Origin of the sequence: Psychrobacter fjordensis (genome assembly GCF_904845995.1) — a bacterium.
In the GTDB taxonomy this organism is placed as follows: Bacteria; Pseudomonadota; Gammaproteobacteria; order Pseudomonadales; family Moraxellaceae; genus Psychrobacter; species Psychrobacter fjordensis.
The window spans coordinates 1630384-1651012 of record NZ_CAJGYP010000001.1; the positions used below are offsets into that span (position 1 = coordinate 1630384).

Here is a 20629-nt window from a genome sequence, read left to right on the forward strand (position 1 = left end):
TTTATATCAGTGTCTTGATAGAGTTTTCTTAGAAATTGCTTTTGAGTACGACTGTTGAAGTTGTCTCCGGATATTGTGCTAAATGAAGGATATGTGATGAGTAAGCAAAATTTACTGATTATTGGGCAAGGTGATATTGGATTACCAGTGACCAATAAGCTTGCGCAGGATGGCTTGAATGTCACGGGTCTGGCTCGTGGTGAGCGGTATGATTATGCGTTGGATGATAAAGCCATATTCAAACAAGCCGATGCATTAACGCTGACTGCTCAAGTCTTGCAAGGTTTTACGCACATTGCCATTATCGTGACCCCTGACGAGTATTCAGCCAGCGGCTATCACAACAGTTATCTAGCGATCTGTCAGCACTTGGCAAATCTTGCAGAAAATTTGACCAACCTTGAGCGTATTGTCTTTATCTCATCCACGGGTGTATATGGCCAAGACAATGGCGAGTGGATTGACAAAGATACAACGCCGGCGACTCCCGTACGCGCTGCGTCAAAGGTTATATTGCAGGCGGAACAGTCTTTGCAGCAGGGTTTCAATGATAAAGCCGTGGTCATTCGTCCCAGCGGTATCTATGGGCGTACGCGTCTAATGCGCCTACGTAAAGCCCGCGAGCCGCATAAAGAGCCAGTGGCCGCTAGCCATTGGAGCAATCGAATTATGGATCGTGATTTGGTCAATATTATTGTCAATGTATTGACTATGGAGTCGCCAGAGCCAATATATCTGGCGACTGACTATGCACCAGTGACAACATTGGAGTTGAGTGTTTGGTTAAGTGAGCAAATAGGCGAGATGCCTCCTACTATTGATGACAAAAAAACATTAGTGACAGGAAAATGCTTGCACAGCAATATTCCATTAGCTTGGCTAGATTATCCTGATTGGCAAACAGGTTACCGTGATATTTTGCGCCATCAAAAATAGTACTAGGGCATGTCCTCAATCTGAACATTAAGCTTTAAATGGGCTAAAAATGGTTAAATATTTGCTAAACTGCGTCAAGTAGCTTGCTAATATCTCGATATTATCTGCACTACTTTCCTTATTTGGCTGCCATTTATCTCATTTTTATCACCATTTTCAAAATGAGGACACGCCCTACATCAAAAAAGTAAGTCTAGTCGTGGTTAAACTCATCCAGTGGGTAATGTATAGTACTGGCGTTCGTGTTCCTCGCTACTCTAATTTTTGTGAATGGTATAAGATGACCGTTCGACCTGATTTACCTTATTCGTTTTATATTTTATAGTCTATGGAGCTCTCATGACCCAGCCTTCTACTTCTGATAACCGCTTATCCAGTGCTGACATCACAGCAGCAGGTGGCAAGCGTACAGAAGGCAGTGCTGAGCAGTCGCCTGTTTTTGCTGATAGTACACAACCTGCCATCGTGCATCCTAACTTTGACCCAAAGCAATCTCCACTTGACCCTGCAAGGCCTTTGACTGATATTCCAGAGCCTGCTCGTCGTCTAAATACTCAACTACGTCGTTTATATGGTAACGCTGCCCGTTTTTATCAGCCTAACAAAGACAGCCTATCGAAATGGGCATTGATTGCTTCAGAAGTTTTGGGTGAGCATCTGTCGTTACTGAGTGCGGCAGAGCTTGCTGAGTTTCCAGACAGCTTTTATCATAATAATAGCGAGCAACCATTATTATCAGCATTAACGAATATGACGTTATTAGATATGTCAGACATTCAGCAAGCGCTTCAGGCTTATCCAAAATTACAGCGCTATGGTTTTACGCTTGCTGGCAGTTCGTTAAGCACTGATCTGAATGGTGCTGATGTCGGTAACCGCAATGCCAGTAACAGTAAAGTTGGAGATGCTTCAGCCTCGCTGCGTGCATTGACCAAACGTTATAATCCTGATGAGTTACTCAGCAGTATCTATGCCGATGATTGGCAAGTGATTTTGCAGCCGCAGCAGTTTGAGACGGGCGAGGGTAGTCTGGCCACTGATATCATGGCGTGTAGTGTTGCCGTCCATGCGTTGCAGCAGTGCAGTACGCGCAAAAGTATCAATCATAGCTATAGCGCGGCGCAAATTTGTCAGCATGTACGCAGTTATTTGCTCAGTCAGATCATTTGCGAGCCATCACAGCGTCATGCATACCGTCAGGTGCGTCTATTTACCGGACATATTATTGTTGCTGCTTATCACTTGGGTTGGGAGATACAAGTGAGTCATGACGGTCAGTGCTATTTCAATCTCTCATCACGCAGTGGTCTGTTGACCCGTTATCCTAATATGCAGGATTACGACATCAATGGTTGGTCAAGCTGATCAATAATGCGTACAATAATGCCAATTTTTTGCCCTCATTTTTGTTAATAGGAATGCCTTAATGTCCAATGCTCGTGTACCTAATAATTCAGTACCTAATGCTCAGCCTACTTTCTCATCGCATCAATTCATTCAATTGGCTTTAGATAATCAAGTCCTTAAGTTCGGTGAGTTTGTCCTTAAGTCTGGTCGTATTAGTCCATACTTTTTTAATGCAGGTTTGCTGGCGACAGGTGAGATGTTATCGTTGTTAGCACGTGGTTATGCCGACGCCTTAGCTGAACAGATGGCAGCGACCAATAACGGTACAGATGAGCAAGAGCTGGTCATTTTTGGTGCCGCTTATAAAGGCATTCCATTCGTTGCTGCCACCGCACAAGCATTATGGAACCATCATGGTATCAATGCTAAATGGGGTTACAATCGCAAAGAAGCCAAAACCCATGGTGAAGGTGGTAACTTGGTGGGTGCTGATGTCAATGGCAAAGCGGTTTGGGTATTAGATGATGTCATTACAGCTGGTACAGCCATGCGTGAAGTGGTCGAGATTTTAGAGCAAGCGGGCGCAAGCGTTGCCGGTATTATTGTCGCTCTTGATCGTAAAGAAAAAGGTCAAGCTGAGCATTCTGCTATTCAAGAACTGGCTTCGACCTTAGAGGTCCCTGTGCGCGCACTCATCGATATTGATGATTTAATCAGCTATCTAGCAGATGACAATAGCCAATACAAAGATGCGACTCAGCTTGCAAAAATGCAGCATTATCGCACGCAGTACGGCGTATAATTTGTCGTAGATGGTTTTATGAGCGAGCATCTTTTATGCTGAATAGATGGTATTTACCTATTTAACCGCTCATATCTGCCTATTAACAATATAGTCGAACCACTCTTAAAGTGTTATGGCGTTAGACTCGCTTAGCCTACTACTGTAGTACTTGCGCTCGTCTGCCTTACACCATTTTTAAGATTGATTGACTATACAACGTAAGTGAGTTTTGTTATGAGTCTAGAAAATCAAAAAAAATCGTTAAACATACTCGTTATTATGGATCCTATCGAGCAGGTTAATTATAAAAAAGACACTACCTTAGCCATGATGTGGTCCGCTCAAGACCGTGGGCATCGTCTAGGCTACTGTCAGATTCATGACCTTTGGTTGGATCGTGGGCAATTGATGGTCGATACGCAGCCAGTAACGGTAAAGCGTGATCCTAAAGACTTCTATACATTGGGTGATAAAAGCACTGCGCCGGTTAGTGATTATGACGTGATTTTGATGCGTAAAGATCCACCGTTTGATATGCGTTTTATCTATACGACCTATATGCTCGATCATGCAAAAGCGGCAGGCGTACTCGTGGTCAACGATCCGCAAGCCATCCGTGATTGTAATGAGAAATTGTTTGCCACTTGGTTTAGTGATTATATGAGCCCAACGATTGTGACCAGTAAACAGGCGCACATTCGCAAGTTCATTACTGAGCAGCAAGATGTTATTGTCAAACCCCTAGATGGTATGGGTGGTACAGGTATCTTCCGTCTGACTGCTGATAGCCCAAACATTGGTGTCACACTAGAAGTATTGACAGAGCTAGAGACGCTGCCAATTATGGCACAGCGTTATTTACCAGAGATTGTCGAGGGCGATAAACGCGTATTAATCGTCGATGGTGTGGTGGTAGGTTATAGCTTGGCTCGTATTCCAACCAAAGGCGAGACCCGTGGTAATCTTGCCGCAGGTGGTAGTGGTGTTGCTATGCCGTTGACTGATATCGAACGTCAAGTGGCAGAAGTAGTGGCACCTATTGTGAAAGAAAAAGGTCTCATGTTCGTTGGCTTAGATCTCATCGGCGGTCGTATTACTGAGATTAACGTTACCAGTCCGACTTGTGTACGCGAGATTGACGATCAGTGTGGTACAGACATTGCGACGGACTTTATTATCGCCATTGAAAATAAATTCACGATTTGAGCATCGTAGTAATGATAGAGTGATTTATCATTAAGGTATGTGCACAATGATAAAAAAATAGTTGTGCTAAGCTATAGTCATTCCACTATAAAAGTATGACAGCGTTAACCTTGCTTGAAGTATCACATATACATCTACACTCGGTTGCCTTGTACTACCTTTAAATTGAATCGACTATACCTTGTCGAAACGTGATTGAAAATGTCGATTTTATCGATGTTACAGCGTATTTATTAAAGCCAAGCCGAGGTTGTTCACGGCTTGGATTTTTATTATTAACGACGCATAAAATGCTATATATAAGTCAACGATTTACACTATACTATGCGAGATTTTATAGGGTCGTTATTTGTCGATAACTAAAATCCTGATAGGATGATAGGTCCTTCATATAAATAAAAAGATAGGCAGGCGTTCATGAAAAAACCGCATATATTAATGATGGCTGCTGGTACTGGCGGGCATGTGTTTCCAGCATTGGCAGTGGCTGAGGAATTGACTCAGCGCGGTGCGGTTATTCATTGGTTAGGAACGCCAAATGGCATGGAAAACGGTTTGGTTAAACCAACTGGTTATAGTTTTCATGCCATTGATATGCAAGGGCTGCGTGGTAAAGGAGTAGGGCGCTTGTTAAAGCTACCTGTAACTTTGCTATCAGCGACGATGGCTGCTATAAAAGTCATTCGCAACAATCAGATTGATATTGTCGTAGGCTTCGGTGGTTATGTGACCGCACCGGGCGGCATTGCAGCACGTATGACTAGTACGCCGCTTATTATTCATGAGCAAAATGCAATTGCTGGTATGAGTAATCGCTATCTGTCTAAAATTGCGACCAAGGTATTACAGGCCTTTGAGCACACTTTTGCAAATAGTGAGCTTGATGCAAAGCTAGAGACGGTCGGTAATCCGGTACGTAACGCCATCACTGGTGTCGTGGAGCCGACTGTACGTTACGATTTGAATGATACGTCACCACTTAAGTTACTGGTGGTTGGTGGCTCGCTTGGTGCACAAGTATTAAATGATACCGTGCCAAAAGCGCTGGCGTTGATAGACCGTCCTTTTGAAGTGCGTCATCAATGTGGACGAAACGATGAGGCTGCCACGCAAACTGCTTATGATGGGCAAGATTTGAGCATTCATAAATTTGTGGTACAGCCATTTATTGATGATATGGCCGCTGCTTATAATTGGGCAGACATCATTGTTTGCCGAGCAGGCGCATTGACTGTTACCGAAATTCAAAACGTCGGTATTGCTGCTATTTTTGTACCGCTGCCACATGCAGTTGATGATCATCAAACTGCCAATGCTCGTACGTTAACCTCATATGATGCAGCAATTTTATTACCTCAATCTGAGCTGACGCCGCAGCATTTGAGCAATGAGCTGGCAGCGCTTGATCGAAGTGCTTGCTTAACCATGGCCAAGAAAGGCCATGCACTTGCCAACCGTAGTGCTAGCAAGCAGGTCGCTGATATTATTTGGCAAACCCTGTAGCTTATATTTCTATCAGCTGCTATTTTTATAACTGATTATTCTGATTCACCACATTTTATTCGCCTTTAACCAAGAGAATTGATTATGCCTACCTCTGCGAAAGCGCTACCTAAACGTTTGATTGAAATACCAGAAATGCGTCGTATCCAGCATTTGCATTTTGTGGGTATTGGCGGCTCAGGGATGTGTGGTATCGCTGAGGTGATGAGCAATCAAGGTTATGAGGTAAGTGGTTCTGATATCGCTGAAAGCTTGGTCACTCGACGTTTACAGCAGATTGGTATTGAGATATCGATTGGTCATGACTCTAAAAACATTGCCAATGCAGATGTTATCGTCGTATCGTCAGCGATTGATCGTAGTAATCCTGAGATTAAAGCAGCACTCGAAGCGCGCTTGCCAGTGGTACGCCGTGCAGATATGCTAGGTGAGTTGATGCGTTATCGTCATAGTATCGCTGTTGCGGGTGCTCATGGTAAGACCACAACGACTAGCTTGCTCACTACGATGATGGCAGAAGGTCAGCTCGACCCTACATATGTGATTGGCGGTAAGCTTAATGCCTCTGGGAAAAATGCCGCGCTTGGTAGTAGTCGCTTTTTAGTCGCTGAAGCTGATGAGTCTGATGCATCGTTTTTATCCTTGCATCCGATGGCTGCAATTGTGACGAATATCGATCAAGACCATATGGAAACTTATGAGAACAGCTTCGATAAATTAAAAGCAGCTTATATCCAGTTCTTGCAAAACATGCCATTTTATGGCTTGGCCGTGGTATGCGGTGATGATCCAGAATTGTATGCGATGATTGATGATATTGGTCGCCCTGTACTGACTTTTGGTCTTGAGCCTTTTAATGATGTGCAAGGTGTTGACTTGGTGACTGAAGGCACTAAAACCCACTTTACTGTATTGCGCCGTGACCGTGAACCTTTACGTTTGACGCTCAATATTCCTGGTACTCATAACGTTTATAATGCGCTTGCTGCTATCACGATGGCGACCGATGAAGGCGTGGATGACGAAGCCATTAAGCGTGCCCTGCAAAAATTCGAAGGTGTTGGCCGTCGTTTTGAGCAGCATGCCTCTGTAGATATCGATGATGGCAACGTCCTATTGATTGATGATTATGGTCATCATCCAAAGGAAGTTGATGCAACTATTAAAGCTGCTCGTCAAAGTTTTCCTGATCGCCGTTTAGTCATGCTGTTTCAGCCGCATCGTTATAGCCGTACGCGTGACTGCTATGACGATTTTGTTGAAGTACTGTCAAGCGTAGATGAGCTATTATTATTAGACGTATATTCAGCGGGTGAAACCCCAATTACAGGTGCGGATACCAAGTCATTAGCGCGTAGTATTCGTTTGCGTGGTGAAGTTGAACCTACGATTGTTGATAAAGACAATCTAGCGCCTGTGATGCAGCGTCTATTGAAAGCCAATGACATGCTGATTACTCAAGGCGCTGGTAATGTGGGGCAAATATCCGTTGATTTGGCTGCAAACAACCTTTACATCAAGTAAGCTAAAAGAACTCTAGGAGTTATCCTCATGACGACGAAGAATGATCAAAAACATGCAAAAAATACAGCCATGGATGCCGCTGAGGATAAGACAGCTATTATTAATCCAGAGCCAGCCCTAGCAGCAGTTGCACAAGCAGAGAAAAACAGTATGGAAAATAACCAGTCAGGCCAAGAAGTATCATCAAATGTGGTGCCTAGCAAAGTAAAAGATGCGAGTGAGTTCGGCAAAGTTGCAGTCGTTTATGGCGGTAGTAGCAATGAGCGCAGCGTATCTTTAGACAGTGGCGCGGCTGTATTGCAAGCACTCCAAAACCAAGGCGTTGATGCCACTCATTTCGATCCTAAGCATCAAGACATCACTGAGCTACGCGCGTATGATCGCGTGTTCAATGTGTTGCATGGTCGCGGCGGCGAAGATGGCTTGCTACAAGGCGTATTGCAATGGTTTGATATTCCTCAGACAGGCTCAGGGATTTTGGCATCGGCACTGGGCATGGACAAAGTGCGCACCAAGCAATTATGGCAAGGCTGCGGTGTGGCGACAGCCCCGTTTTCATTGTTGACAGCAGATACCGACTGGCAGCAAGTGGTCAACATGTTAGGTTTGCCACTTATCATCAAACCTGTTCATGAAGGTTCAAGTATTGGCATGACGAAAGTCAACAATCTTGATGAGCTTCCATCTGCCTATGCGACAGCGGTACAGTGTGGCGATGTAGTGATGGCAGAGCGCTGGATTACTGGTCGCGAGTTTACGATTGTTATTATCGATGACGAGGCTTATCCGGTCATTCGTCTTGAGCCTGCAGATATCACCAACTTCTATGATTTTGAAGCCAAGTACAATCGTAATGATACTAGCTACTATATTCCGTGTGGCTTGAGCGATGCTGATGAAAAGCACTTGCAAGATTTAAGTCTGGCAGCATTCCGTGCTGTTGATGCAAAAGGTTGGGGGCGTATCGATGCCATGCAAGATGAAGCAGGCAATTTCTGGTTGCTTGAAATCAATACTGTACCTGGTATGACCAGTCATAGTTTGGTTCCGATGGCTGCCAAGGCTCGAGGCATGGATTTTGATACCTTATGTTGGCATATTTTAGCGCAGACAGTATAGTTAGCTTTAAGTATTGTTATACCTATCCATTCACGCAGCGTCATTCAGAGAACGAGCTGCGTAAGTGAATTGAAAATGTTATCAATGATACTGGTTGCTTCTCATTCATAATGAATAGTTTTTCTTGAAAATAATCGAGTTAATGTATCACTAGAGATGCTATATCACAACTTCATGTAAACTTGTGTAAATTCGCTGTTGCCAGTAAGGGTTAGGCTATTGTTTAACTATGAAATACGTTAATATTACATATTGTGGTTATATCTTGATGATGTTTAAGTTTTTATAAGAAAAAACCATAAGTTATCTATGAATTAAGAAAAATGTTACGTTTGAATAAGCGTAATAGCATCATATAAATTGTTTTAGCCAAAGACTTTGATAATATATCGACTTAATAGACCTCTGCATAATATATGTAGACTGACATCAATGAATAGCATAAGCCGTTTTATGCAAATATAGGGACACAGGTCGTTATGGCTCAAACTGTCAACGAGGTAACTGACTTGATGAGTGATACAGCCCGTCGCCCAAAATCTAAGCTACAAGTACCAAATTCAGTCAAATACTTGTTTATGGCAATGGTATTGGGATTGCTAGTACTGATATTGATTATGGGTGGCAAGGCTCTGCGTGATGCGCCGCCAGCTGCCATCCATGTCAATCATCAAGGTTTGACAGGCGTTCAATATCAGTCATTACAACAAGTCATGGATCAGCAGAAGGTAAGCAGTTTTTTTACCTCTGATTTGCAAGCGTTAAGAGACATTACGATAGGTCTGGCTTGGGTGGATCAAGTAAGTGTTTCTCGTGATTGGCAGCGTGGCATTGTGGTGACTGCACTACCTAAACAGGCCGTTGCCAATTTTGGGACAGAACGTTTGGTTGATGCAAAAGGGACGGTTTTTGTTCCTGCTGATACTAAAGATCTGACGCAAGAAAAATTTGCTACTTTGCAAGGTGAGATAACCCAAGCGCCAGTCATCATGCAACAGATGCAGCAAGTCAACGATTGGTACGCACCATTAGGTATACAGGTTGAAGATATTATCTTGTCACCCAGAATGACATGGTTGATTCGCTTTAATAATGGATTACGCGTCATCGTTGATAACGAAAATACTGCGCAAAAGCTACTGAATCTGAGTCAACTGCTTGGTAATCAACTAAGTGATCGTCGAGACCAGATACAATCGGTAGATTTGCGTTATAAAAATGGCTTTACCATTTCTGGAGATATGGTACAGCCAAAGAATGATGAAGCACCATCATCATAGATAGACAGAAGCAAAAACTGGTTAACATTTTGGCTTTTAGTATGAGCTGTTTTGTTCGAACGGTTTTAATAGTATTTAGCATTGAATACACAATTTTGTAGTGTATTGATAGCGATTTTTTTAATGATCTAATGGAGACGTCATTTGGTCTCCTGTTTAGCGATAATTTGTCTGGTACCATGAAAAATACTGAAAATCTGGTTGTTGTCCATTTAAGTGCCACGGCAGTTTATGTCGTCATTGGCAATGTTGTCTCTGCAAAAGACATTCGCATTTTGGGCGTTGGGCAAGTTAAAAATAGCGATTTTTATCAAGGTCAAATAAAGCATCGTGAGCGTCTGCAAGGTGCTATCAAGCAAGCCATTCAAGAAGCAGAAGATACTGCCAATTGCCGTGTGCATAGTGTGTGGTTGACGTTGGCAACGCCTGAACTGTCTAGCAAAAACAGTACAGGTGATGTGCAAGTGGAAGAGGAGGCTGTACGTGCCAAAGATATGGTACAAGCACTATCTAATGCCAAGTCACGCGATTTGCCACCGGACTATTATTTGATGCATTGCTGTCAGCAAGGTATTTACGTCAACGACCAAGACTTTATGGTTGATGATGCTATCGAAACAATGGCGCATAATATCTCTGTGATGTACCACATGATGATGATGCCAGTGTCTAGCCGCCAAAATATCCAAAAATTACTGCAAAGCTGTGACGTTGGTATTGACCATATTGTCTTCGATGCAGTGACAAGCGCTGAATATAGCTTGATGAGTGATGAGCGTCAACAAGGAGTGTGCTTGGTAGATATTGGTGCGAGTACCACCAGTATTTGTGTTTATAAAGAAAACAAATTGATATTTACCCATTGTATCGCAACGGGAAGCCATGAAGTCACGATGGATATCTCAGCTGACTTTGGCATATCAATGATTGAAGCTGAAAAGCTCAAAAAGACTCACGGTACTGTTGATGTTAATAGTGTCGATCCTAGCTCTTTCTTTATCTTTAAGCCGCAAGGGACAGGCGATGAGATCAATATTGGCATTTATAATCTAGCCCGTATTATTGAAGCTCGCTATGTCCAGATATTTACGGAAGTGGCTCGTCAATTACATGACGCAGACTTGATTGGTTATATAGACAAAGGTATTGTTCTCACTGGTGGTGGCAGCTCGGTTAAAGGTATGATACCTTTTGCAAAAAAATTGCTCAAAATGCCGGTGGTGCTGACCAATATACATCCTGCTATCAGTGCTTATAATCATTTTGATAATGATGAATCGTTCAAGCAACTAAATATCCAGGTAAATGACCGTGCTTATCAAACGGCATTTGGTACATTACTCTACAGTCAGAGTGAACAGTTCCGTCGTAGTGAAAAGAGTGAGCCTGAAGCGATTCAAAAGAATCGAGTCACTGGTGTTTTTCAAAGTGCAGGGCAACGTTTTGCTAGTGTACTGAAAAAGATATTGTAGATTTTTTGGTAAAATATTGAGAATGCTAATATTCTTGTAGAGTTTACCTAAATTATTCAAGCAGAAAACGAAGTAATATAAAAAGTAATACCCTTTGCGATGATGACCTATTGTTATCTATGCTGAAAGATTTAAGCCATAACCCTATTTTATTTAAATACATTTATATATAGTATGTCGATAGTGCGCCATATGAGTGCGTTACCACGTATCAATCATCACGCTATCTGCAACTGGAGAATCCTTTTTATGTCAAAATACACCATGCCAGATGATAACCAGCTTCAAAACAACGGCCAAGCGAGCTTCACTGTATTCGGTGTGGGCGGCGGTGGCGGTAATGCAGTTGAACATATGGTACAACAAGGGATTAGAGGTGTGACATTTGTTTGTGCTAATACAGATAAACAAGCACTTGATCGTCTAACAGCGCCGCATAAACTACAACTGGGTGCAAAGACGAACCGTGGTCTAGGTGCTGGTGCCAATCCAGAAGTCGGACGTGAAGCAGCAGAAAGCGAAGAAGAAGCTATCCGTGCGTTACTTGAACATGCAGATATGGTATTTATTACTGCGGGTATGGGTGGCGGTACAGGTACTGGCGCAGCACCTGTAGTTGCTCGTATTGCTAAAGAAATGGAAGTGTTGACAGTTGCCGTAGTGACCACACCATTTAAGTTTGAAGGTGGCAAACGTATCAAAGCAGCTAAAGCCGGTATTGAGCAGCTAACCAATTTCGTTGACTCTATCATCACTATTCCAAACGACAAGCTGATGAGTGTTTACGGCAATATCTCTATGCAAGATGCTTTCAAAAAAGCAGATGATGTATTGTTACATGCTGTTCAAGGTATTGCTGAAACCATCGCTAGCGAAGGTATGATCAACATCGATTTCAACGATATCCGTACTGCTATGACTGCTAAAGGTCATGCGATGATGGGTATTGGCCGTGCAAGTGGTGATGATCGTGCACGTCAAGCGACTGAAAAAGCCATTAGATCGCCATTACTTGATGATCTACGTTTAGAAAATGCTAAAGGTCTACTGGTCAATGTGATTTCTTCTGAATCACTGTCATTAGATGAGATGAGCAAGATTAGTGTCATCGTTGAAGAAATCACTGATATTGATGATGCTCATATTTTCTATGGTTCAGTTATCGATGAAAAAATGGGTGATGATTTGCATGTGACAGTCATTGCAACGGGTTTGACTCTAGATGAAAATGCTGGCCAAGAACCTGAAGTAGTGGAGCAGCCAGTACCTTCTGTGAACAGCACTCAGCCTGTTGATCCTAATGTACATACCAGTGCTTTGAACAGCCAAAAGCAGTCACAAGCTCAAATGTATCAAGATACCTCTGCCACTGTACGTTCTAATGCGCCTCAAGAACAAGCAAAGACCAAAACCAACAGTATTCAAGACTATCTAAAACGCCAACAAAACAAATAGTGTTTTGAGATATTTTTAAATAGAGTGAAAAAGCCAGCGTTAAATCGCTGGCTTTTTTGTGGCCGTAGATAAAATATATCTGTTTGCAAAGAGGTGATTCTATAATTTTTGATCGATATAAGTAGCACATTAAGAAGAGCTAATCATTAATAAATAGTAGTGTGAGACATTTTTTGATAATAAATATAGACTTCAATATATAGTTGATTCAGTTTAAAAGAGATACAAGGCAACTGAGTGCAGATGTATATGTGATACTTCAAGCGAGGTTAACGCTGTAACTCTTTTATAGAGGATTGACTATAGCTATTTATACAGAGATAGTTATGTCAATAGAGCATAGAAATAGTTTCGGTTTGGTGCGATAAGTGTTATCAATCAAGGAGATAAGGAAAATAGCGAGTTTTAACTGTGGCGAACTAGGGGCCTGTAATGGTACACTATGGCAATTGTAACAAAATATGTGAGAAGACAGTCATGAACCAAAGAACCATAAAAACTGCGATAGCTATTACAGGTACTGGTCTTCATAGTGGTCAGCCTGTTGACTTAGAATTTCATCCGCAACCTGTAAATACAGGTATTGTTTTCGAGCGCTCTGATATCGAAGGCAGTCAGCCAATTCCAGCCAGTGCCTTTTTAGTACAAGACACCATGATGTCATCAAACCTAGTATTCGGTGGTACACGAGTGGGTACAGTTGAGCATCTATTGAGTGCAATTGCTGGACTTGGTGTAGATAACCTTTTAATCCGTGTCTCTGCTTCAGAGATTCCGATTATGGATGGTAGTGCTGCACCTTTTGTTGCATTGCTACTTGATGCAGGGTTTTGTGAACAAGACGCTTTGAAAAAGTTTATTAAGATAATAAGACCTGTACGTGTAAAGGTCGACGATAAATGGGCAGAGCTACGCCCGTATGAAGGATTTGAGTTAAATTTCGAAATTGATTTTGATCACCCTGCTATTGATAAGAATTTTCAGCATGCACAACTGCAGTTTTCAACTCAAAATTTCATTGAGCAATTAAGCTCAGCACGTACTTTCGGATTTTTACGTGATATTGAGGCATTACGCCAGAATAATTTGGCGTTAGGTGGCAGTATGGACAATGCTATCGTCATAGATGAAGCCAATATTCTTAACGAAGAAGGCTTACGTTTCAATGATGAGTTTGTTCGTCATAAAATTTTAGATGCGCTAGGTGATCTATATCTGATTGGTTATCCAATTTTAGGTCGTTTTAACGCTTATAAGTCTGGTCATGCATTAAATAACTTGTTAGTGCGTGAAATACTATCTGATCATGATAACTTTGAAATTGTAACTTTTGATGACAATGTAACCTGTCCTATCGAGTATCTTCCTCTGAAAGGGATGGCTGTTGAAGGGTGAAGAGAGGGATATACACGAAGTATCGAAACATTGACGCAATATTACATAGCTCTACGATAATTACATTCCTATAATATTCTATAATTTAAATATAGGGTCACGATTATTTTGATAATTTCTCTTTAGAGTAGAGAATACAAAAGCTGTAGGTAGTTTTCCAATCATCTGTCGGTGATATTCATATTATGAATAGCGCTGGTAGGTGATTTTTTTTGTTGGCTTCATTACAAAATCTCAGCGTTGTTGGCCAGTTTTTACGTTTTCATTTACATAACTTTACATGTAAGGGTCGGGTTTTTTAAGAATTTATCAAGCGCAAAAGTGCTTTTTTGAGTTTTTCATCAGTGGTGACATGCTCTGCAGCCTGTGATATAGTCCGCTTTATGTTTTGGCTAAGGGCCTGATTTTCATTGGCTTTCTGAGTCTTTGACAAGACTGCAGATGATGTTGACGATTGTTTAGATGAATAATTATCAGCCGATTTGCTAGCTACTACGACGCGGATTTGCTTGAGTTGTCTAAATGTAATGGACTGCTCTGTCAGTACCTGCAAATAAGAACTTTGTAAATACCGTATGTGATTAGCAGCAGTCATCGAGCCAACGCTAAGAATTAGTTGCTCAGAAGTAAAGCCTACGACCCAACAGGTATTGAGGATTTCCTCAGGTAGACAGTCTACCAATAGCTCTTTTACCTCATTGGTCGTTTCTATATATAGTCTCATGTTGTCAGCAAGTGTTTGGGGTAGTGCGCTACCAGCAAAAGCTTGATGATCAATAAGTTGGGCAAGCCGGTTAGGCTGTTTTTTTGACATCGTAATGACTCATCTAATAGGTGACAAAATCGATATTCATAACAGACATGCTAAAGCGATATATGGCAAACGATTTACATGAGAGTTGACTAAATGAATGCTGATAGCAGCATTAGTCACTACAGAAGAAAGAGCAGGCTGTTGTCATAAGGATTTTATCATGTTTGTTTAATGATAATGTCCACTAAATTAATTGATGCTTCGTCAAGGATGACGAGCTGTCTTGCATTAACAATAGGTAGTAAATTTATGAAACAAGCTTTATTAATTTTGTCAGTATTGGGAATGGGTATAGCACAGGCAAGTGGTGCTGTCGAAACAACCTTTCAACCAAATAATACCTTGAGTCATACCACCACAAATATCTCTACTTCTGCAACCTATGGTTCTAGTCGTAATATCTATAGCACGAACAGTGGTGCTCATGTATATAGTAACGATGAGATCAGCCAAGCCATTGATAATCTAAGCGCACATGCTAAGCAAAAAGAATATCAGCTTGCTTCGCTAACCAGTCGCCTATCTTATGAGCAGCGTCAGCAACAAGCAAAATCAATTCCAGATCGTTTTTCTGCCCCTGCTATTGCAGCAGCAAACGCATCACGTGTTGCTTTGTCTAGAAGCTCTGGCTACTGTGCTCGTTATGTACGTAAAGCACTACAATCAGCTGGTTACGAATTCACGCCGAACCCTTCAGCTTATCAATATGCCTCTCGTGGCACGCTAGCCAAAGCAGGCTTTACCAAAATCAGTAATGATATGCAGCCACAAGTTGGTGATGTCGTGGTTTATAACCGTACTTCAAGTCGTCCACATGGTCACATTCAGATCTTTGATGGCAATGACTGGGTATCTGATTTCCGTCAAAACAGCATCAGCCCATATAGTGGTAACTATAGCTACACCACATGGCGCGATTCGCAGTATGTTGATGATGCATCAGACCGTGGCATCTATCTTGCGATGGCTGATAAGTAATCAGTTAAGTACACGCAATCATCTGCTAAGCAAACTGTTTTCTCTAGACTCAGTAATGTTCTTTATGACATTACTGGGTTTTTTTATATTTTAAACATCAAGTTTAAGTGAGAGTAACTTTTAGAAGTTCTTCTATTTGCAGTGTTATTCAAGTAATGCTCTGCATGTGATATGGCTAAAGCTCAAATCTAGACCAGTACTGGCGATTATGAAAATCAGGTGGCGAGGCATGGCTGGTTGCGAAGTATAAAGGCGTCTGGTCCAACCGCAAGATAACGCATGGATGTATGTGATCAATGGTAGTGTTATTGATAGCATATTTCAGATGCGAGTCAGACAGCTGAGCCAATGGTACGTTGAAGCTTCGCTTGTAACTATTAGGTTTGAGTTCAGGTTTAAGTAGAGTGTCTTGCTCTCTAAGTAAATGCATGTTTGCGGACGTACTTTGATGCTTGGGCTTGTTAGTCCAATCAATAGAGGCACGCGTGTGTCCATCGTCTTGGTACAAAGGTGTCGGTGGTAATGTCGCAGGATTGCGGTAACTCTCAAATTGATAGAGTGCGTAACGACCATCTGGGTTGGCATTAACCTCAATATAAGAGGTTGTATAGTCGGCAAAAGCATTAGAGTCGATAGTGCGACCAGTGATAAAACACTCAAGGCAGGTCTCTTCCCATAAGTAATCAGAAAACCTAACCTGTTCAGGTTGCCACATCGGCCAGTCTACTTTATCTGCTAGCATTTGGTTAGGCAAAGTAATGTAGTAAGTCAGCTGTAAACATACCTCAGGATATTGAACAATATTAGCACTTACCTGCACACAGATACGCTTGAGATCATCTATAGTTACGCCAAGTTGTTGTGCATCACTTGCTATCGTTTCGTTTGCGATGTAAAGGTCAAAGGTTTGATTCATAATTTGATAAGACTCAAAAATGATAATGAGAGAAATTAGGGCGTGTTCAACAGGCACTATATTTATAATGTGATTTGATATTATAAAACAGGCAAATTGATGAGAGTAGACAATATAAAAGCCGCGAGCAAGTTGCATCGCGGCTTTTATATTTTACCGTAAGGGTCCGGCTATGATATGAGATTTTACGGTATGATATTTCTTAAACTAAATGTGCCATCACACATTACTGTGCGTGACGTGCTAAGTTAGACAGTTTTGGGTTGGCGTTTGGGTTTTTGCGTAGTAACAGTGCCATACGACCAATTGAATGTACCAAAGATGCTTTAGCAGCAGTTGCAAGCTCAGCGCCAATGACATCACGTTCTTGCTTAGTGCCTGAAGGCAGTTTTACTTTAATAAGTTCATGATCTGTTAGAGCACGATTAATTTCTTCAATGATGGTTGGGGTAATACCTTTGTTGCCAATCATGACGATCGGTTTCAGTTCGTGACCAATGCCTCTTAGGCGTTTGATGGTAGCGTTATCGAGTTGCATAGAATTCCTAAGTGTTGATAAAAATAAATGACAGTGCTATTGAGAGCAGTTGATGACCATTATAAATAATCTGTGGTCAACTTGCATGAGATCAGCAGGATTTTGCACGATTTTACGTGATGAAAATGTTAAACTGAATGTTTAGCCACATTATAAACGCTACTGTCTTATAAAACAGTGTTTTAACCAATAGAATTTGTTCAGTTTAAGACAAGAGAACAAATCAACGGTCTCATTGAGTCCATCTTTACAGCATTTTATAAATGTAGTGGCTATTTCATTAGTATGTATTAGTGTTTTGCAAAGCAATAGGAGCAGGTATTTTGGCCACGCGTATCGAAAATAAAAAATTGTCAAAGAGTAGTAGCGCTTGGATGAAAGAGCACATTGACGATCATTATGTGCAAAAGGCTCATAAAGATGGCTATCGTGCCCGTGCTGCCTATAAATTATTAGAAATAAATGAAAAAACCAGCCTGATTAAGAAAGGCATGACGGTCGTAGATTTGGGTAGTGCTCCTGGTAGTTGGTCACAAGTGGCTGGTCAATTGGTAGGCGAACAAGGCATTTTGATTGCCTCTGATATTTTGGCTATGGATACTTTGCCTGATGTTACCTTTATCCAAGGTGACTTTCGTGAAGCAGAAGTGTTTGATAGTATCATGGCAGAAGTTGGTGACAGGCAAGTCGATGTGGTGTTGTCTGATATGGCACCCAATACGGCAGGTAATAGCGCGATTGATCAGCCGCGTATGATGTACTTATGTGAACTGGCCGTGGATTTTGCTTTGGCAACCTTACCAGAAGGTGGCGCGCTCATTATGAAAGTGTTTCAGGGCGAGGGTACACAGGAATTACGCAAGCAGATGCAGCAGGATTTTAGTAAAATCCGTAGTATCAAACCAGGCGCTTCTAGGCCGCGTTCAAAAGAGATGTTTTGGATAGCGATTAAATAGTTTTAACTTTGATGAGTTATTGCCATTGTAAGCGGGATATTGTGTCACCATTAAGTATATCTATTAAAATATTAAAAACGTTACAATCGTTGATTGAATAATAGCGATACCTGCTTGAATTATGCAGGTTAGTACCACATATCATGGTATATTAACTTTGTTTTAGGCAAAGTCGTCTGACAATAAGCGCTTGATAAGCTCATCTGCGATAGATTCATATATCATTGATATTTATAACTTGTTAAACCTGTTTTATAAGACATTTGACATGTATAAGCCCCAATCAGAAAATTCTGACATTGATAGGTTTATGAAAAATGAGCGATACGTTTATAGACGTCACGTGTTTAATAGACACACCAATAAGTAAGGGATGGGAATAACTAGTGAGCGACATGGTAAAAAATACCTTATTGTGGCTGGTGGTAATCGGCGTTTTAGTGCTGGTGTTTAGCGGCTTCGATCAATCATCTGAGCCGGATAGCCTTAACTACTCTGAGTTTGTGACCGCTGTGTCAGAAAACCAAGTAGCCAGTGTTGAAATTGACGGCGAAGAAATCACCGGCGAGAAGAAAAATGGCTCAGCTTTTGAGACCATTAGACCTGCTGTATCAGATGACGAGCTGATGCCACTGCTACGTGAAAACCAAGTCGAAGTTCAAGGAACTGCACCAAAGCGCCAAAGCGTATTGATGCAATTATTGATCGCCAGCTTCCCAATTCTATTGATTATTGGTCTGTTCTTATTCTTCATGCGTAATATGCAAGGTGGCGCAGGCGGAAAAGGCGGCGGCCCTATGAGCTTTGGTAAATCAAAAGCTAAAATGCTGACCGAAGATCAAATCAACGTCAACTTTGAAGACGTGGCTGGTTGTGAAGAAGCCAAAGAAGAAGTCGTGGAAGTGGTTGAGTTTTTACGTGCTCCAGATAAATTCACGAAGCTAGGCGCGACCATTCCACGTGGTATCTTGATGGTAGGCCCTCCGGGTACTGGTAAGACGCTACTAGCAAGAGCCATTGCTGGTGAAGCTAAAGTACCGTTCTTCTCTATCTCAGGTTCTGATTTCGTTGAGATGTTCGTCGGTGTCGGTGCATCACGTGTACGTGATATGTTCGAACAAGCAAAGAAAAGTGCACCATGTATCATCTTTATTGATGAAATTGATGCAGTCGGTCGTCATCGTGGCTCCGGTATGGGCGGTGGTAATGATGAGCGTGAGCAAACGCTTAACCAATTATTGGTTGAGATGGATGGCTTCGAAGGCAATGAAGGCGTCATTGTTATTGCTGCGACCAACCGTGCTGACGTGCTTGATAAAGCATTATTGCGTCCAGGTCGTTTTGACCGTCAAGTACAAGTAGGCTTGCCAGATATCAAAGGCCGTGAGCAAATCTTAAAAGTTCATTTGAAGAAATTGCCAAACACGATTAGTGTGGATGCAAGTTCTCTCGCTCGTGGTACGCCTGGATTCAGTGGTGCACAGCTTGCCAACCTTGTAAACGAAGCCGCACTATTTGCAGCACGTCGTAACAAGACCAGCGTCGATATGAATGACTTTGAAGATGCAAAAGACAAGCTATATATGGGTCCTGAACGCAAGTCTATGGTGATACGCGAAGAAGAGCGCCGTGCGACTGCATATCATGAAGCAGGTCATGCGTTAGTAGCTGAACTGCTACCGGGTACAGACCCTGTGCATAAAGTGACTATTATGCCGCGTGGTTTTGCCCTTGGTGTGACTTGGCAGTTGCCTGAGCACGATCAGACCAGTATGTATAAATCAAAAATGTTGAGCGACATTGCTATTTTGTTCGGTGGTCGTATTGCCGAAGAAGTCTTTATCAATCAAATGTCGACGGGTGCTTCGAACGACTTTGAACGCGCCACCAAAATGGCACGTGCGATGGTGACGAAGTATGGTATGTCTGATGCACTTGGTATTATGGTGTACGAAGATGATGACAACTCACAAGGATACTTCGGCGGTGGTGGTCGTACGATCTCTGAAGCTACTCAGCAAAAGGTTGATGAAGAAGTACGTCGTATGCTAGAAGAGCAGTACGATATCGCTCGTGAATTGATTGAAGCCAATCAAGACAAAATGCATGCGATGGTTGAGGCTCTCATGAATTGGGAAACCATCGATCGTGACCAACTGCAAGATATCCTAGCAGGTGAAGCACCGCGTCCACCGAGAGTCTATCAGCATAACGAAGTCAATCTGTCAAAGAATGACATCAAAACAACGGGCACAACACCGCCACCATTACCAGCGATGTAGCGTTTGGTTTATAAACTCTCAATAAGAAAGCCCTTTATATAAAGGGCTTTTTTATTGTCATTGTTTTATGAAGGATTTAGGGCCGAGTAAGATTTACTGGTATCATGAGCATAGGCAGTAATAA

At 42.0% G+C, this 20629-nt stretch carries 17 protein-coding genes; 14 read left to right on the plus strand and 3 right to left on the minus strand.

Features of this window, described 5'->3' with window-relative positions:
* Positions 1 to 96 precede the first annotated feature (96 nt).
* The 11 genes from JMW61_RS06870 to lpxC all read left to right on the plus strand — a co-directional run bounded on the left by JMW61_RS06870 (position 97) and on the right by lpxC (position 14021).
* Positions 97 to 936 carry an SDR family oxidoreductase gene (locus JMW61_RS06870; RefSeq protein WP_201550046.1) on the plus strand — a complete coding sequence of 280 codons (840 nt, stop codon included), beginning with the start codon at positions 97 to 99 and terminating at the stop codon, positions 934 to 936.
* A 339-nt stretch (positions 937 to 1275) separates the two neighbouring features.
* Positions 1276 to 2301: a hypothetical protein gene (locus tag JMW61_RS06875; RefSeq protein WP_201550047.1), complete on the plus strand. Its 1026-nt coding sequence runs from the start codon at positions 1276 to 1278 to the stop codon at positions 2299 to 2301.
* Positions 2302 to 2362: 61 nt separating this feature from the next.
* Complete coding sequence (gene pyrE / locus JMW61_RS06880; protein ID WP_197216532.1) at positions 2363 to 3085, plus strand: orotate phosphoribosyltransferase; 723 nt, start codon at positions 2363 to 2365, stop codon at positions 3083 to 3085.
* 216 nt (positions 3086 to 3301) lie between these two features.
* Positions 3302 to 4273 carry a glutathione synthase gene (gene gshB / locus JMW61_RS06885; protein ID WP_201550048.1) on the plus strand — a complete coding sequence of 324 codons (972 nt, stop codon included), beginning with the start codon at positions 3302 to 3304 and terminating at the stop codon, positions 4271 to 4273.
* A gap of 417 nt (positions 4274 to 4690) precedes the next feature.
* Entirely contained in the window at positions 4691 to 5776 is a 1086-nt protein-coding gene (murG, locus tag JMW61_RS06890) for an undecaprenyldiphospho-muramoylpentapeptide beta-N-acetylglucosaminyltransferase (RefSeq protein WP_201550049.1), read from the plus strand.
* 84 nt (positions 5777 to 5860) lie between these two features.
* On the plus strand, positions 5861 to 7300 hold the full coding sequence (gene murC, locus JMW61_RS06895; RefSeq protein WP_110923300.1) for a UDP-N-acetylmuramate--L-alanine ligase: 1440 nt from the start codon (positions 5861 to 5863) through the stop codon (positions 7298 to 7300).
* 150 nt (positions 7301 to 7450) lie between these two features.
* Positions 7451 to 8419 (plus strand): D-alanine--D-alanine ligase, encoded by a 969-nt coding sequence (locus tag JMW61_RS06900; protein ID WP_201550407.1) that lies wholly within the window; start codon positions 7451 to 7453, stop codon positions 8417 to 8419.
* Positions 8420 to 8898: 479 nt separating this feature from the next.
* Positions 8899 to 9699, plus strand: a complete 801-nt coding sequence (locus tag JMW61_RS06905) for a cell division protein FtsQ/DivIB (RefSeq protein WP_110923299.1) — start codon at positions 8899 to 8901, stop codon at positions 9697 to 9699.
* 131 nt (positions 9700 to 9830) lie between these two features.
* Positions 9831 to 11171: a cell division protein FtsA gene (gene ftsA, locus JMW61_RS06910; RefSeq protein ID WP_227687377.1), complete on the plus strand. Its 1341-nt coding sequence runs from the start codon at positions 9831 to 9833 to the stop codon at positions 11169 to 11171.
* A gap of 249 nt (positions 11172 to 11420) precedes the next feature.
* Positions 11421 to 12626 carry a cell division protein FtsZ gene (gene ftsZ / locus JMW61_RS06915; protein WP_110923297.1) on the plus strand — a complete coding sequence of 402 codons (1206 nt, stop codon included), beginning with the start codon at positions 11421 to 11423 and terminating at the stop codon, positions 12624 to 12626.
* Positions 12627 to 13103: 477 nt separating this feature from the next.
* A complete protein-coding gene (lpxC, locus tag JMW61_RS06920) occupies positions 13104 to 14021 on the plus strand; it encodes a UDP-3-O-acyl-N-acetylglucosamine deacetylase (protein ID WP_197101562.1) in 918 nt (305 codons plus the stop codon).
* A gap of 298 nt (positions 14022 to 14319) precedes the next feature.
* Here the strand turns inward: lpxC and JMW61_RS06925 are convergent, their stop codons facing one another.
* Positions 14320 to 14835 carry a hypothetical protein gene (locus JMW61_RS06925; RefSeq protein WP_201550050.1) on the minus strand — a complete coding sequence of 172 codons (516 nt, stop codon included), beginning with the start codon at positions 14833 to 14835 and terminating at the stop codon, positions 14320 to 14322.
* Between the two features lie 249 nt (positions 14836 to 15084).
* Between JMW61_RS06925 and JMW61_RS06930 the strand changes: the two genes are divergently transcribed.
* Positions 15085 to 15813, plus strand: coding sequence for a CHAP domain-containing protein (locus JMW61_RS06930; protein ID WP_194197659.1), 729 nt, complete (start codon positions 15085 to 15087; stop codon positions 15811 to 15813).
* A gap of 175 nt (positions 15814 to 15988) precedes the next feature.
* On the opposite strand, the gene JMW61_RS06935 is transcribed toward JMW61_RS06930, so the two are convergent.
* On the minus strand, positions 15989 to 16729 hold the full coding sequence (locus JMW61_RS06935; RefSeq protein ID WP_201550051.1) for a DOMON domain-containing protein: 741 nt from the start codon (positions 16727 to 16729) through the stop codon (positions 15989 to 15991).
* A gap of 226 nt (positions 16730 to 16955) precedes the next feature.
* Complete coding sequence (locus JMW61_RS06940; RefSeq protein WP_201550052.1) at positions 16956 to 17267, minus strand: YhbY family RNA-binding protein; 312 nt, start codon at positions 17265 to 17267, stop codon at positions 16956 to 16958.
* Between the two features lie 323 nt (positions 17268 to 17590).
* On the opposite strand from JMW61_RS06940, the gene JMW61_RS06945 reads away from it, so the two are divergent.
* A complete protein-coding gene (locus tag JMW61_RS06945) occupies positions 17591 to 18223 on the plus strand; it encodes an RlmE family RNA methyltransferase (RefSeq protein ID WP_110923292.1) in 633 nt (210 codons plus the stop codon).
* A 386-nt stretch (positions 18224 to 18609) separates the two neighbouring features.
* Positions 18610 to 20505, plus strand: a complete 1896-nt coding sequence (gene ftsH / locus JMW61_RS06950; protein ID WP_197101570.1) for an ATP-dependent zinc metalloprotease FtsH — start codon at positions 18610 to 18612, stop codon at positions 20503 to 20505.
* The last annotated feature ends 124 nt before the right edge of the window (positions 20506 to 20629 follow it).

What these genes read in the sequence shown, in the direction of transcription:
- JMW61_RS06870 (WP_201550046.1), top strand. Translation starts at nt 97, where the DNA reads ATGAGTAAGCAAAATTTACTGATTATTGGGCAAGGTGATATTGGATTA.
- JMW61_RS06875 (WP_201550047.1), top strand. Translation starts at nt 1,276, where the DNA reads ATGACCCAGCCTTCTACTTCTGATAACCGCTTATCCAGTGCTGACATC.
- pyrE (WP_197216532.1), top strand. Translation starts at nt 2,363, where the DNA reads ATGTCCAATGCTCGTGTACCTAATAATTCAGTACCTAATGCTCAGCCT.
- gshB (WP_201550048.1), top strand. Translation starts at nt 3,302, where the DNA reads ATGAGTCTAGAAAATCAAAAAAAATCGTTAAACATACTCGTTATTATG.
- murG (WP_201550049.1), top strand. Translation starts at nt 4,691, where the DNA reads ATGAAAAAACCGCATATATTAATGATGGCTGCTGGTACTGGCGGGCAT.
- murC (WP_110923300.1), top strand. Translation starts at nt 5,861, where the DNA reads ATGCCTACCTCTGCGAAAGCGCTACCTAAACGTTTGATTGAAATACCA.
- JMW61_RS06900 (WP_201550407.1), top strand. Translation starts at nt 7,451, where the DNA reads ATGGAAAATAACCAGTCAGGCCAAGAAGTATCATCAAATGTGGTGCCT.
- JMW61_RS06905 (WP_110923299.1), top strand. Translation starts at nt 8,899, where the DNA reads ATGGCTCAAACTGTCAACGAGGTAACTGACTTGATGAGTGATACAGCC.
- ftsA (WP_227687377.1), top strand. Translation starts at nt 9,831, where the DNA reads ATGGAGACGTCATTTGGTCTCCTGTTTAGCGATAATTTGTCTGGTACC.
- ftsZ (WP_110923297.1), top strand. Translation starts at nt 11,421, where the DNA reads ATGTCAAAATACACCATGCCAGATGATAACCAGCTTCAAAACAACGGC.
- lpxC (WP_197101562.1), top strand. Translation starts at nt 13,104, where the DNA reads ATGAACCAAAGAACCATAAAAACTGCGATAGCTATTACAGGTACTGGT.
- JMW61_RS06925 (WP_201550050.1), bottom strand. Translation starts at nt 14,835, where the DNA reads ATGTCAAAAAAACAGCCTAACCGGCTTGCCCAACTTATTGATCATCAA.
- JMW61_RS06930 (WP_194197659.1), top strand. Translation starts at nt 15,085, where the DNA reads ATGAAACAAGCTTTATTAATTTTGTCAGTATTGGGAATGGGTATAGCA.
- JMW61_RS06935 (WP_201550051.1), bottom strand. Translation starts at nt 16,729, where the DNA reads ATGAATCAAACCTTTGACCTTTACATCGCAAACGAAACGATAGCAAGT.
- JMW61_RS06940 (WP_201550052.1), bottom strand. Translation starts at nt 17,267, where the DNA reads ATGCAACTCGATAACGCTACCATCAAACGCCTAAGAGGCATTGGTCAC.